The sequence below is a fragment of the Flavobacterium sp. genome, from assembly GCF_965277525.1.
Classification (GTDB): Bacteria; Bacteroidota; Bacteroidia; order Flavobacteriales; family Flavobacteriaceae; genus Flavobacterium.
In genome coordinates this window covers 132,996-147,694 of record NZ_CBDIDC010000006.1, presented here as the reverse complement: position 1 = coordinate 147,694, position 14,699 = coordinate 132,996, and the positions used below count along the sequence as shown (strand labels likewise).

Annotated in this window: 14 protein-coding genes; all 14 read left to right on the top strand. The window is 30.8% G+C overall.

Features of this window, described 5'->3' with window-relative positions; all coding sequences use genetic code 11:
* Positions 1-8 precede the first annotated feature (8 nt).
* The 14 genes from ACQY44_RS15960 to ACQY44_RS15895 all read left to right on the top strand — a co-directional run bounded on the left by ACQY44_RS15960 (position 9) and on the right by ACQY44_RS15895 (position 14,689).
* Complete coding sequence (locus ACQY44_RS15960) at positions 9-827, top strand: glycosyltransferase (RefSeq protein WP_428231325.1); 819 nt, start codon at positions 9-11, stop codon at positions 825-827.
* Positions 828-1,733 carry an NAD-dependent epimerase/dehydratase family protein gene (locus ACQY44_RS15955; protein ID WP_428231324.1) on the top strand — a complete coding sequence of 302 codons (906 nt, stop codon included), beginning with the start codon at positions 828-830 and terminating at the stop codon, positions 1,731-1,733.
* Between the two features lie 173 nt (positions 1,734-1,906).
* Positions 1,907-3,034: a GDP-mannose 4,6-dehydratase gene (gmd, locus tag ACQY44_RS15950; RefSeq protein ID WP_428231323.1), complete on the top strand. Its 1,128-nt coding sequence runs from the start codon at positions 1,907-1,909 to the stop codon at positions 3,032-3,034.
* Between the two features lie 60 nt (positions 3,035-3,094).
* Entirely contained in the window at positions 3,095-4,054 is a 960-nt protein-coding gene (locus tag ACQY44_RS15945) for a GDP-L-fucose synthase family protein (protein ID WP_428231322.1), read from the top strand.
* Positions 4,020-5,195 (top strand): DegT/DnrJ/EryC1/StrS family aminotransferase, encoded by a 1,176-nt coding sequence (locus tag ACQY44_RS15940; protein WP_428231321.1) that lies wholly within the window; start codon positions 4,020-4,022, stop codon positions 5,193-5,195. The genes ACQY44_RS15945 and ACQY44_RS15940 overlap by 35 nt, the downstream gene beginning before the upstream one ends.
* A gap of 181 nt (positions 5,196-5,376) precedes the next feature.
* Positions 5,377-6,342 (top strand): MraY family glycosyltransferase, encoded by a 966-nt coding sequence (locus ACQY44_RS15935; RefSeq protein ID WP_428231320.1) that lies wholly within the window; start codon positions 5,377-5,379, stop codon positions 6,340-6,342.
* Entirely contained in the window at positions 6,339-6,764 is a 426-nt protein-coding gene (locus ACQY44_RS15930) for a WxcM-like domain-containing protein (protein WP_428231319.1), read from the top strand. Before ACQY44_RS15935 ends, ACQY44_RS15930 begins: the two co-directional genes overlap by 4 nt.
* Positions 6,757-7,893: a DegT/DnrJ/EryC1/StrS family aminotransferase gene (locus ACQY44_RS15925; protein ID WP_428231318.1), complete on the top strand. Its 1,137-nt coding sequence runs from the start codon at positions 6,757-6,759 to the stop codon at positions 7,891-7,893. Before ACQY44_RS15930 ends, ACQY44_RS15925 begins: the two co-directional genes overlap by 8 nt.
* Before the next feature lie 18 nt (positions 7,894-7,911).
* Entirely contained in the window at positions 7,912-8,460 is a 549-nt protein-coding gene (gene rfbC / locus ACQY44_RS15920) for a dTDP-4-dehydrorhamnose 3,5-epimerase (RefSeq protein WP_428231317.1), read from the top strand.
* The gene (gene rfbD / locus ACQY44_RS15915) at positions 8,460-9,305 is read left to right on the top strand and encodes a dTDP-4-dehydrorhamnose reductase (RefSeq protein WP_428231316.1); all 846 of its coding nucleotides are present in this window, start codon (positions 8,460-8,462) and stop codon (positions 9,303-9,305) included. Before rfbC ends, rfbD begins: the two co-directional genes overlap by 1 nt.
* Positions 9,306-9,389: 84 nt before the next feature.
* The gene (rfbA, locus tag ACQY44_RS15910) at positions 9,390-10,274 is read left to right on the top strand and encodes a glucose-1-phosphate thymidylyltransferase RfbA (protein ID WP_428231315.1); all 885 of its coding nucleotides are present in this window, start codon (positions 9,390-9,392) and stop codon (positions 10,272-10,274) included.
* Between the two features lie 84 nt (positions 10,275-10,358).
* Positions 10,359-12,326 (top strand): polysaccharide biosynthesis protein, encoded by a 1,968-nt coding sequence (locus tag ACQY44_RS15905; protein ID WP_428231314.1) that lies wholly within the window; start codon positions 10,359-10,361, stop codon positions 12,324-12,326.
* Positions 12,327-12,493: 167 nt separating this feature from the next.
* A complete protein-coding gene (locus ACQY44_RS15900; protein WP_428231313.1) occupies positions 12,494-13,360 on the top strand; it encodes an ABC transporter permease in 867 nt (288 codons plus the stop codon).
* A gap of 63 nt (positions 13,361-13,423) precedes the next feature.
* Positions 13,424-14,689 (top strand): polysaccharide ABC transporter ATP-binding protein, encoded by a 1,266-nt coding sequence (locus tag ACQY44_RS15895; RefSeq protein ID WP_428231312.1) that lies wholly within the window; start codon positions 13,424-13,426, stop codon positions 14,687-14,689.
* Positions 14,690-14,699 lie beyond the last annotated feature (10 nt).

Genomic DNA, 14,699 nt, shown 5'->3' with positions numbered 1-14,699 from the left:
TTTACGTTTTGAATATAAAAATAACTTGTTGTATAGTTTTGTATAGAAATAATATATCAATATTACAAAATGCAATACAATCTATGCTAGAAGCCTCTGATATTGATAAAATGTTTTTGGTTGATAATTCGCCTACCAATGAATTAAAAGTTTTGGTAGCGAACGATAAAATAGAATATTTTCATAACCCTTCTAATCCTGGTTTTGGTGCATCACATAATTTTGCTATTCAAAAAGCTACTGAGACCGGATCTCAGTATCATTTTATTGTCAATCCTGACATCTATTTTGAAGGGAATGTAATTTCGAAAATGGTTAAGTTTATGTCTAATGACAAAACAATTGGGATGATGATGCCTCAGATATTGAATAACGATGGCACTATTCAGAATTTGCCAAAACTCCTGCCAAGCCCGTTTAGTATTGTGAGAAGAAAATTGAAAGTCTCAACGACCAGTTATCAAAAATTTATCAATAAATATGAGTTGAGAGAAGTGCCACAGGATATGATCTATAATGTTCCAATTATTTCGGGATGTTTTACTTTACTTAATTTAGACGCTATAAAAGTAGTTGGGATGTATGATGATGCCTTTTTTATGTATTTTGAAGATTGGGATTTATCCCGAAGGATGCATCAAAAGTACAAAACTATATATTTTCCAACTGTTTCAGTTGTGCATGAATATGAATCAGGAGCTAATAAAAGTAAAAAGTTATTTAAAATATTTGTAAATTCTGCGATAACTTACTTTAATAAGTGGGGGTGGTTTTTTGATTTTGAAAGAAAAAAAATAAATAAGGAGGCTTTGTCTCAGTTTAAATAAATGAAAATACTGATTACGGGAGCTACTGGATTTGTTGGCACTAATCTTAAAAATTACTTGAAAACTTCTAACGAAGTAGAATCGTTTAGTATACGTTACCAAGCAAATCAAGAGTTTGAAATAAACACAGATGCTCTAATTCATCTCGCAGGAAAGGCACATGATTTGAAAAATGTATCCAATCCAAATGATTATTATGAAGCTAATTTTGAATTAACCAAGCAATTATTTGATGCTTTTTTAAACTCTGATGCAATTTTGTTTATTTTTATGAGTACCGTCAAGGCTGTTGCAGATCGTGTTGATGGTATATTGAATGAAGAAATGATTCCAAATTCTATAACACATTATGGAATAGCAAAGCAGCAAGCAGAACGATATATTTTGTCGAAAAAAATACCTTTAGGTAAAAGAGTTTATATTTTAAGACCATGTATGATACACGGTCCAGGAAATAAAGGGAATCTTAACTTATTGTATGGATTGGTTGCTAAAGGGCTGCCTTGGCCATTGGGGGATTTTAAGAATAAACGTTCTTATCTGAGTATTGAAAATCTTTGTTTTGTGGTTCAAGAATTATTACAAAATGTTAATATTGAGTCAGGTATTTACAATTTAGCAGATGACGAACCATTATCAACTAATGAATTGATTGAGTTATTGAGTGAAAGCTTAAAAAAACCAAAGAGAATAATAAAAATTCCAACAACATTAATTAAAAAAATAGCGCTAATTGGAGATGTAATAAAATTACCTCTTAACTCAGAACGTCTTCAAAAGTTAACAGAAAATTATATAGTTTCAAATACAAAAATAAAGATCGCAATAAATAAAGAATTGCCAATTTCTTCCCGAAAAGGATTGTCGATAACTTTTGATTCTTTCAGTAATAGTTATAAAAATTAAGACATCAATAAGTCATCGATCTAAGATTACTGTTAAATAAGCATATAATTTTAAATGCTTTTAGTTAGTTGTAATTTTACTAAAAAAATATGAATCTATTTTTAATAATTGTCTCTGAATATATACTTTGATTAAAATTCGAAAAAAAGAAGTAAAAATTAATAAATAAAAAAATGAAAACAGCCCTTATAACAGGAATTACAGGACAAGACGGATCTTATTTAGCTGAATTATTATTAGAAAAAGGATATGTGGTTCATGGAGTTAAAAGAAGAGCTTCTTCATTCAATACACAACGTATTGACCACATCTATCAAGATCCACATGAAGTGCATGTGAACTTCAAATTGCATTATGGGGATTTGACAGATTCTACGAATATCATTCGAATTATTCAGGATGTACAGCCAGATGAAATTTATAATTTGGGAGCGATGAGTCATGTTAAGGTATCATTTGATTCGCCAGAATATGTGGCTAATGTGGATGGAATTGGTACTTTGCGAATTTTAGAAGCTGTTCGTATTTTAGGTCTAGAAAAGAAAACTAGAATTTATCAGGCATCCACTTCTGAATTGTATGGTGGTTTGCCTGAGAATAAAAATGAAAGAGGGTTTTATGATGAGCACTCTCCTTTTTATCCGCGTTCTCCTTACGGAGCTGCTAAAATTTATGGCTTTTGGATTACAAAAAATTATCGGGAGGCTTATGGTATGTTCGCTTGTAATGGAATTTTGTTTAATCACGAATCACCACGTAGAGGGGAAACTTTTGTAACCCGTAAAATTACTATGGCTGCCGCTGCAATCGCTTTAGGACAACAAGATTGTTTATACTTGGGGAATTTGGATGCGCAACGGGATTGGGGACATGCCAAAGATTATGTTGAAGCGATGTGGCGTATCCTACAACAAGATGTTCCTGAGGATTATGTCATTGCTATGGGAGAAACGACCTACGTGCGTGATTTTGTAAGAATGGCATTTGCTGAAGTGGGTATCGAAATTGAATTTAGAGAAGAGGGAGTACATGAAAAAGGATACGTTGTATCTTGTAGTAATCCAGCATATCAGATTGAGCTAGGTAAACTGGTCATTGCTATTGACCCACAATATTTCCGTCCTACTGAAGTAGATTTGTTAATTGGCGATCCAACCAAATCGAAAACAAAGTTAGGTTGGATTCCAAAATATGATTTGGCTGGATTAGTAAGAGAAATGATGGCTTCTGACGTAGAGCTTTTTCAAAAAGAAAAAATGTTGAAAGCAGCAGGATATCGTGTTAAAAATCAATTTGAATAAATTTTAGATTTATTTGAAATTTATTTTCGATAGTTTTTATTAAATAAATATGTTGGAAAAATGAATAAAGCAGATAAAATATACCTAACTGGGCATAGAGGAATGTTAGGGAGTACTACCTTAAAGTTGTTAATTGAAAAAGGATATACCAACATTATTACTAAGACACATAAAGAATTAGATTTAACTAATCAACAAGCGGTCGAAGAATTTTTTAAATCTGAGAAGCCAAAATATGTCTTACATATAGCAGCAAAAGTTGGTGGTATAAAAGCAAATATTGATAACCCAGCGATCTTCTTGTATGATAATTTAATTATGCAAGCCAATGTTGTTAATTCTTCTTATAATAATGGGGTTGAGAAATTTGTTTTCATTGCAAGTTCTTGTATCTATCCTAAAGATAGTCCTCAGCCTATGAAAGAAGAATATTTATTGGATGGTAAATTAGAACCGACAAATGAAGGTTATGCTATTGGAAAAATAGCAGGAATCAAATTGTTAGAAACATATAATAAGCAATATGGATTTAATGGAATAAGTTTAATCCCTAGTAATTTATATGGGCCGAATGATACGTTTGATCTAAGTCATGCCCATGTATTATCGTCTCTAGTCAAAAAATTTGTAGATGCAAAAGAAAATTTAAATCCATCGATAACTTTATGGGGTACAGGAATTGCAAGAAGAGAATTCTTACATGTTAAGGATTTTTCAAAAGCTGTAATACATTTTTTTGAAAACTATAATTCTCCAAATTTTATTAATGTAGGTCCAGGAGATGATATAAGTATATTTGAATTGGCAAAATTGATTGCGAAAAAAGTGGGATTTGAAGGAGAAATTTTGTGGGATGAAACAAAACCGAATGGCATGTTAAGAAAGTGTATGGATGTTACCAATATGCGAAACGAAAATTTTATGCCAGAAATAAGTTTAGAAAAAGGAATTGATCAAGTAATAATAAGTTATAAAAAGCAAAAAAATGAAGATACCATTAATGCGAAAAGCATTTCTTAAAGAAGAAGAAACTAAAAAAGCTCTGTCAGAATTTATATTAAAAGCAGACAGATTAAGCATGGATGTAGAATGTAAAAAATTTGAAAATAAATTTGCACTATATCAAAAATGTAGGCATGCTGTTTTATTTAATAGTGGAGGAAGTGCTAATTTGGCTATGTTACAGGCATTAAAAAACTTGGGTAAATTAAAAGATGGTGATAAAGTTGGTTTTTCTGCATTAACATGGTCGACGAATACAATGCCAATAATTCAATTGAATATGGTTCCTGTAGCTTTAGACTGTCAACCTGATACTTTAAATACAATGTCTTCTCATTTATTGGAAAGACTTAAAAATACAGATTTGCAGGCTCTATTTATTACTAATATTTTAGGATTTACAGGAGATATCGCTATAATCAGAGAGATATGCAAGGAGAAGAATATTATTTTAATCGAAGATAATTGTGAATCTCTAGGGACAGAATTGCCAGAAGGTAGAGCAGGGAATTTTGGAATAGGAGCAAGTTTTTCATTTTTCGTAGCACACCACATGTCTACTATAGAAGGAGGAATGGTATGCACAGATGATGATGATTTTGCAGAAATGTTAACAATTGTAAGAGCAAATGGATGGGATAGAAATTTAACAGAAGAGCAACAAAATAAATGGAGAAGCAAATTTGGTATTGAATCAGAGTTTCAAGCTAAATATACTTTCTATGATTTAGGATATAACTTTAGGCCTACAGAAATTACTGGCTTTTTAGGGCAATATCAAATGCAATTTTTAGATGAAAATATAAAAAAGAGAGAACAAAATTATTTGAGAATTGAAAAAATAATCAAAGAAAATGATGATTTTATATATTTAAAACATGATCATATTTCTACATTGTCAACTTTTGCATTTCCTTTAGTTTGTAAAACTCCTGAATTAAGAGCGCAATATCTTAAAAAATTTATTGAGGCTGGTGTCGAAATTAGACCAATGATAGCAGGTAACATGCAAGAGCAACCATTTTATAAAAAATATGTAAGCGATTTATATGATATGCCAGGTGCCGACATGATGCATTCTAATGGGTTTTATTGCGGAAATTACCCCGAATTATTAGAAGCAGATTTGATGGTTTTTGAGGATTTATTGAGGAAATAAAACAAAATTATTTACGCATATGATTGTTCCAATGTTCCTAATGCTAATGAAGAATAATTGTGTTTTAAAAATTATTTTTAAAATAGGAATGTTGGAATGATTTAAAAAGCGATAGATTAATACAATTTTATTAAGTTAAGCAAGAATTGGAAAAAACAATAAAAAGCTTTATAAAAAAATAATGCAATACACAATACTAGGAATACTTTTAATGATTTTGATGCTGCTTTATTTTAAAGTAGCCAATCGTTACAATATCATTGACAAACCCAATCTAAGAAGTTCACATTCCGAAGTCACATTAAGAGGAGGGGGAATTATTTTTTGGTTTTCTGCCCTAATTTATTTCTTGCAAAATATTCAGACGAATTATTTTTTCTTTACCGGGATAACTTTGGTCAGTTTAGTAAGCTTTTGGGATGATATTCAGAGTTTGTCTAACAAAATCAGGATTTCAATTCACTTTTTAGCCATTACTCTGATTTTTTATGATTTAGGAGTATTTACCCTGATGCCTTTTTATGGAGTTGCTATTGCCTATATCCTGGCAATAGGATTGATAAATGCTTATAACTTTATGGATGGGATTAATGGCATCACAGGATTGTATACTCTGATTGTAATGGGGGCATTATTATATGTTAACAAAAACATTCAATTTTTCTTTGATGCTGTTTTTATAAAGTATGCCATGATTGCCAGTTTAGTTTTCTTGTTCTTTAATTACAGAAAAAAGGCAAAATGTTTTGCCGGGGATATTGGCAGTATCGCTATTGCTTTTTGGGTCATTTATTTGATTTTGAAATTGATATTAGTAACCAATTCTCTTGTATGGCTTTTGTTCTTAGCGATCTATGGTGTTGATGCCATTTGTACCATTATCCATCGATTGTACTTAAAACAAAATATTTTTGAAGCACATCGTCTTCATTTATACCAGGTTTTAAGTAATGAATCTAAAATGCAACACCGTTTGGTGTCTTTATACTACGCCATCGCTCAAAGTGCAGTTTCAGCTTTAGTTATCTTTTTATATCAAAAGGTTAATGACATACTACTATTTGTAATTGTAATATCACCTTTACTTTTATTATATACCCTTAAGTTTTATTTGTTAAATAAAAGCGATTTAAAATTAAAGGCATGATTCCAAAAATAATTCAGGGAGGGAATTTCTCCGATCAACGCGGGACTATTTCGTATGTAAATGATTTTAAATTTACAGATATAGAAAGGTTTTACATTATTAGTAATTCTGAACAAAATCCTATTCGTGCCTGGCAAGGGCATAAATTAGATACCAAGAACTTTTATTGTTTAAAGGGTTCTTTCAATATTCATTTTATAAAAATCGATAATTGGGAAAATCCATCAAAAGATTTAGCAATAGAAACTGTTTTTGTTTCTGAATCGGAAAGTAAAATTGTTCATATTCCTGCGGGTTATGCAAATGCTGTAGAATCTTTAGAAAAAGATTCAAAACTAATTTCTTTTTCAACATTGCCGCTTGCTTATGTTGTTGAGGATGACATTCGTTATCCTTCGAATTATTGGAAAATTAATGGATAATAAACGAATCTATTTATCCTTATCTGAACAAAGTGGTTTTGAACACGAATATATTCAAAAGGCATTAGAAACAAATTGGATAACTTCTGGAGGGCCAAATGTAGATGAATTTGAAAGCGTTTTAGAAAATTATCTAGAGGAGAAACCATTTGTATCGGCACTTAATTCAGGTACATCAGCTATTCATTTAGCATTGATTTTATTAGGAGTAAAGGAAGGTGATGAGGTTATTTGTCAAAGTATGACTTTTTCAGCTTCGGCCAATCCAATTCTGTATCAGGGGGCAATTCCGATTTTTGTAGATAGTGAAATGGATACCTGGAATATTTGTCCTGAATATTTAGAAGCTGCAATTGAAGATAGAATTAAAAAAGGCAAAAAGCCCAAAGCGATTATAGCAGTACACCTTTATGGGAATCCTTATAAAGTGGATGAAATTCATGCTATTAGTGATAAGTACGATATTCCAATTATTGAAGATAGTGCTGAAGCTTTAGGAAGTTCTTATAAAGGAAAAAAGTGCGGGAGTTTTGGAGATTTTGGAATATTTTCATTCAATGGAAATAAAATAATTACAACATCAAGTGGAGGTGCTTTGATTACTAATTCAAAGGAATTAAAAGAGAAAGCCATTTTTTATGCAACCCAATCTAAAGATGATGCGGTGCATTACCAACATAGTCAGATAGGTTATAATTACCGAATGAGTAATATTTGTGCCGGAGTAGGATTGGGGCAGATAAAAATTTTAGATAAAAATGTAGATTCCAGAAGAAAGATAAATAGTTTTTATAAGGAGATATTTAAAAATATTGAAGGAGTGGATGTTTTTGAAAGTATTAATGAAAATTATTTTTCGAACTATTGGTTAAGTACCATTTTGGTTGAACCTAATAAAAATAGAAATAAAGAAAGTTTGCGACTTGCTTTTGAAAAAGCAAATATAGAATGTCGTCCACTTTGGAAGCCGATGCATTTGCAGCCAATTTTCGAAAAATACCCATATTACGGTAATAGAATTGCTGAAAATTTATTTGAAAAAGGATTATGCTTACCCTCGGGATCAAATTTATCAATAGAAGATAAAAAGAGAATTAAAGAAGTTATAGTTGACTTCTTTAAAAAATAAATAAGAATTGATTTTAATATGAGAATTGAAGAAACGTTTATAAAAGATTTAGTAATTGTAGAACCAACTGTTTTTGGAGACGAAAGAGGCTATTTTTTTGAATCTTATAGTAAGACTAAATTTGAAGATTTAGGTATTAATATTGATTTTGTTCAGGACAATCAATCTTTTTCTAAAAAAGGAACTTTAAGAGGTTTGCACTACCAAAATCCACCATTTGCACAAACAAAATTAGTTCGTGTTTTAGAAGGTGAAATTATTGATGTCGCTGTTGACTTAAGAAAAGATTCACCTACCTACGGGAAAGCATTTAGTGTTCTGTTATCAGCTGAAAATAAAAAGCAATTGCTAGTTCCTCAGGGATTTGCACATGGTTTTTCAGTTATTAGTGAAACAGCATCTGTAATGTATAAATGTGATCAATTTTATAATAAAGCCTCAGAAGGCGGAATTAAATTTGATGATCCCTTTTTGAATATCGATTGGGGAATGAATTTAAAAGATGCAATTGTTTCTGAAAAAGATCAAGTACTTCCATTTATTGAAAATTGTAATAGTTTATTTTAATGAAAAAAATTCTTGTAACAGGAGCAAATGGGCAGTTAGGTTCTGAATTAGCTGTTTTATCTGCAAATTATTCCCAATATGAATGGATTTTTGCTGATAGAACTCAAATTACTTTAGATGATTTAGATATTCTTGAAGTTCAACTCAATCAAATTCAACCTGATGTAATTTTTAATTGTGGTGCCTATACAGCAGTTGATAAAGCAGAAACTGAAAAAGAATTGGCTTTTACAATAAATTATAAAGCGGTAGAATTAATTGCAAAATATACTCAAGAGAATAATGCGAAATTAATACATATTTCTACAGATTATGTTTTCGATGGGACTTCTTCAATCGCCCTAAATGAAGATGAGGAAACTAATCCTGTTAATGTGTATGGAGCCAGTAAAAGAGCAGGTGAAATTGTTTGTTTGAAAGAAAATCCAAATTCAATTATTATAAGAACTTCCTGGGTCTACAGTAAATTTGGAAATAATTTCGTTAAAACCATGCAACGATTAATGCAGGAAAGAGAGGCTATTAACGTGGTAAGCGATCAAATTGGATCTCCGACATATGCAACTGATCTTGCTCGGGCTATGGTTGATATTCTGGAATTTCCGGAATGGATTCCGGGAATTTACAATTATTCTAATGAAGGTGAAATAAGTTGGTATGAATTTGCGTTGAGCATAAAAGAATTTGGAGGATACAGTTGTAATGTTGGAGGAATACCATCAGCATCTTATCCCACTCCTGCAAAACGTCCTGAATTTTCATTATTAGATAAGAAAAAAATTAAAGACACTTATAATTTAATTATACCAAATTATAAAGATAGTTTGAAAAAAATGTTTGTATAAATAAAAGATGCATTGAAGATTTAAATATTAGTATTCCAATTAAGTAATCTAAAATCTAAAATCTAAAATCTAAAATAAAATTTTATGAAAGGAATTATTTTAGCCGGAGGTTCTGGTACACGTTTACATCCATTGACTCTTGCTATGAGTAAACAAATGATGCCGGTATATGATAAACCAATGATTTATTATCCGTTATCAACTTTGATGATGTCAGGGATCAGTGAAATTTTGATTATATCGACTCCACATGATTTACCGAATTTTAAAAAACTGTTAGGAGATGGCGCTAGTTTAGGATGCAAATTTAGTTATGCAGAACAGGCAATTCCTAATGGTTTAGCTCAGGCTTTTGTAATTGGAGAAGAATTTATTGGTAAGGATGATGTAGCATTAATACTAGGAGATAATATCTTTTTTGGATCTAATATGCAGGAACTTTTAAAATCAAATACAAAACCAAATGGTGGTGTTGTTTTTGCGTATCACGTTTCAGATCCTGAACGATACGGAGTAATTGAGTTTGATGAAGATTACAAGGCGATTTCTATAGAAGAAAAACCGGAAGAACCAAAATCTAGTTATGCGGTTCCGGGATTATATTTTTATGATAATTCGGTTGTAGAGATTGCTAAAAATATTAAACCAAGTGCACGTGGCGAATATGAAATTACAGATGTCAATAAAGTGTATTTAGAAAAAGAATCTTTAAAAGTAGGTATTCTAAGTAGAGGAACAGCCTGGCTGGATACAGGAACTTTTAATAGCTTAATGCAAGCAGGACAATTTGTTCAGGTTCTGGAAGAAAGACAAGGGCTAAAAGTAGGCTGTATCGAAGAAATTGCGTGGAGACAAGGGTTTATAAATGACGCTCAGCTTGAAGAACTAGCATTGCCTTTGGTGAAATCTGGATATGGTACTTATTTGATAGAGTTTTTAAAACAAAAGAAAAAGGGTGTTAAAATCTAATTTGCATCAAGAAATGATTTTTTAAAACCTTTAATTTGTATTTTTGTAAGTCATACAAAGTTTACAAAATTAAACTAAACAAAATTGGATACAGATAAACAAACCAAAATAGCCTCTTTGTTACATAATTTTTTCTCACCAAGAAATTTGCGAAGCAGTATAAACAATCTTAGCTATTTACCTAGGTGGATTATCATTGCTATAGATGTAATGGTACTTATTTTTTCGTTTACATTTACTTATATGTTGTTTGAAGGAACAGCATTGGGGTATATTATAACTTCTCATCAGTTTTATTTTGTCGCTAGTTTAATTGTTGTAAATGTATTTTTCTTTTGGCTTTTTAGAACTTATTCCGGAATTATAAGACATTCGTCTTACATAGATGCAATTAAATTGTTATTTTCTCAAATGTCAGTCTTGGTGTTTTTTTTATTTTTCAATTTAGTTTTTGAATTGTATACAGGACACAAGGCATTTTTGAACACAGCACTTTTTATAAATTTAGTTTTATCATTTTGCGGTTTGTTTTTGTATCGTGTTATAGTAAAACAAACTTTTGAATTATACTTTTCAGAGAAAACAAATTCTAAGTTAATCAGAACAGTAATTTACGGAACTGATGCTAATGCTATTTCAGTAGCAAATGCTTTAAAATTTGAAACACCTTCGCGATTTAAAATTGTTGGTTTTGTAGATAAAAACAATCAGAATGCATCTAAACGAATGTTAGATTTACCAATTCTGATTTTAAGAAAAAAATTGCCTGCCCTAATGCGTTCTGTAGCTGCAGAAGGTGTTATTATAGCTGATAAAAGTTTGTCTAAAGAAGAGCAATTAATTATAGTTGATCAATGCTTAGAATTCAATTATAGAGTATATACTGTTCCATTGATTTCAGATTGGGAGAATCAAAAAGAAATATCTCAAAAAGTAAAAAACATTCAGATTGAGGATCTATTAGAAAGAAAACCTATAGTTCTGGATAGTAAATCAATTTCGAAACAATTAAAGGATAAAACGATTCTTATTACTGGTGCAGCCGGATCAATAGGAAGTGAAATTGTTAGACAGGTATTAGGATTTAATCCTAAAGTGGTTATTATTCTAGACCATGCTGAAACACCTCTCCATAACCTATGTTTAGAAACCTTAACATTAGGTTCTGAATCAAAGATTGTAGCTGTGATTGCTGATGTAAGAAGTAAAAAAGCTTTGGAAAAAGTTTTTAAAAATTATAACCCGCATGTTGTTTTTCATGCTGCGGCTTACAAACATGTGCCGCTGATGGAAGAGAACCCATCTCAAGCTATTCAGACCAATATTAAAGGGACAAAGAATCTTGCGGATTTATCTTGTAAGTATCGTGTGAAAAAATTTGTTATGGTATCTACAGATAAGGCTGTAAACCCTAGTAATGTTATGGGCGCCAGTAAACGTATAGCAGAAAAATATGTGCAATCTTTATTTTTGAAAAATCAAAGAGAAAATATTGAAGGAGCAACCAAATTTATTACAACTCGTTTTGGAAATGTTTTAGGTTCAAACGGATCTGTTGTGCCTTTGTTTACAAAACAGATTGCTGAAGGAGGTCCTGTGACGATAACACATCAGGATATTATTCGTTATTTTATGACAATTCCGGAAGCTTGTCAACTAGTTTTGGAAGCTGGCGCAATGGGTAATGGTGGCGAAATTTATATTTTTGATATGGGTAAACCAGTTAAAATAATTGATTTGGCAAAAAAAATGATCAAGTTGGCAGGTTTTATTCCGGATAAAGAGATTAAAATTAAAATCGTTGGACTAAGACCCGGGGAAAAATTATATGAAGAATTATTAAACGATACTTCTAAAACGTTACCTACATATCATAATAAAATCATGATTGCTCAGGAAATTCAGGATGAATACGAAAATTTGCATATTGAAATTGACGAACTTATAGGTATCGCAGATTTCTACGATAACGACGATATTGTAACTAAAATGAAAAAAATAGTTCCTGAATTTAAAAGCATGAATTCTGCTTTTGAAGTTTTAGATAAGTAGTTTCTTATGATAAATTGAATTTTGGATTCAAATGATATTAAAAAGGTGTTTTTTTATAAAACGCCTTTTTGCTTTTTAGATAATTTTTAAGCGAATAAAAATCTGGTTAATTAGATATAGAACAACTTTATACTTAGAAACTATTTCGGTTAAATAGTTTAAATAAAATGAACGACAATAATACCCCAAATGATTGGTTGTTTGAAATAACACCTAAAAATAAATTCTTCTCTCTAAATCTAAAAGAAGTTTGGCAATATAGAGATTTATTGCTGCTTTTTGTAAAACGAGATGTAATTACTGTCTATAAGCAAACCGTTTTAGGACCACTTTGGTACTTGATTCAGCCTCTGTTTACTTCAGTAACTTTTACTATCATATTTAATAATGTTGCCGGTATTGATACCGGTACTGTTCCTCCATTTTTGTTTAATTTGGCCGGAATAACAGTGTGGAATTATTTCACTGCCTGTTTAACGGGAACTTCAGACACATTTAAAGCTAATGCTGCAATATTTGGAAAAGTATATTTTCCCAGAATTATTACCCCATTATCTGTTGTGATCTCTAATTTGGTAAAATTCGGAATTCAATTTTTGATTTTTATTGGCTTTTATATTTTCTATTATTTTCAAGGAGCAAATTTAGGTTTAAACGGTCTGATTTTATTTTTTCCTATTTTGATTGTTATAATGGGAATTTTAGGGTTAGGGTTAGGAATGCTTATTTCGGCAATGGTAACTAAATATCGTGACTTTAGTCATTTAATAGGTTTTGGGATACAATTATTAATGTACCTGTCTGCAGTAATGTATCCGATGGAATTAATCAAGGATAAATTACCAAGTTATGGGTGGTTGGTTGAATATAATCCGTTGGCTTATATAATAGAAACAGCCCGTTATATGCTTTTAAACGTTGGAAAAGTCTCATTTTTAGGATTATCATATACATTGATTGTAACTATTGCAGTATTTTTTATTGGTCTTTTGGTTTTTAATAAAACCGAAAAAAGTTTTATTGATACCGTTTAAACTCAATTACCGAAAAATCGGTATTTCATCTAATTTTACCATTTTTATATTTACCATTTACAATTGAAAAAAGATATAATATTAAAAGCTGAAAACATTTCTAAACAATACCGTTTAGGTCAAGTAGGTACAGGAACTTTGAGTCATGATATCAACCGTTGGTGGTATAAGATCAGAGGTAAAGAAAATCCATATCTGAAAATTGGTGAAACAAATGATCGTTCTACCAAAGGAAACTCTGATTATGTTTGGGCTTTACAGGATATCAATTTTGAGGTTGAGCGCGGAGAAGTTCTTGGTATTATTGGTAAAAATGGTGCAGGAAAATCAACGCTTTTAAAAATACTTTCAAAAGTTACAGCTCCAACAACAGGAAGTATTAAATCTCGTGGTCGTATTGCTTCACTTTTAGAAGTTGGTACGGGTTTTAACGGAGAAATGACAGGACGAGAAAATATTTTCTTAAATGGTGCTATTCTCGGAATGACCAAAAAAGAAATAGCTTCTAAACTTGATGAAATTATAGAATTCTCTGGCTGCGAACGGTATATAGATACACCAGTAAAAAGATATAGCTCAGGAATGACGGTTCGATTGGCATTTGCTGTAGCTGCTTTTTTAGAACCTGAAATTTTAGTAATTGATGAGGTTTTAGCAGTTGGAGATGCTGAATTTCAGAAAAAAGCAATAGGTAAAATGAAGGATATTTCGAAGGGCCAGGGCAGAACTGTGTTATTTGTAAGTCATAATATGGCAGCAGTTAAGAGTTTATGTACTAGAGGAATTGTACTAGAACATGGTAAAATGACCTTTGAAGGTAATATAGATGAGGCAATTACTCAATATTTAATTAATGAAAAATCAGATGAAAGATTATACAATTCTAATGAATATAAAGGCGAGAATTGTAAAATATCAGACACTAAAATAGTAAACGCTGATGCACTAATTACTAATGGTATAGATTTGATTTTGTCAACAACTTTTACAAGTGTCATAAACAAATCATATTCAATTACAATTTCCATATTTAGAGAATCTGTTTTAGCATTTGTTGCGACAAGTTTTTATAAAGATGAACAAATACGCTGTCCTGGAGAGTACAAAATAGAGTTTGTGATACCTAAATATTTATTAAATCCAGGATTTCATAATATTGACGTTTCTATTGTAGATGAAACAGGAAATTTTGAGCAGTATTTATATGTAAATGAAATTTTATCATTTAATGTAATTGACGATAATTTAAGAAGAGGTAATAAATATAATAAAGGTTGGGGGGGCATCGTTTCTCCGATATTGCAAATAAATTGGATAAAAAATAACTAAATATAAAATA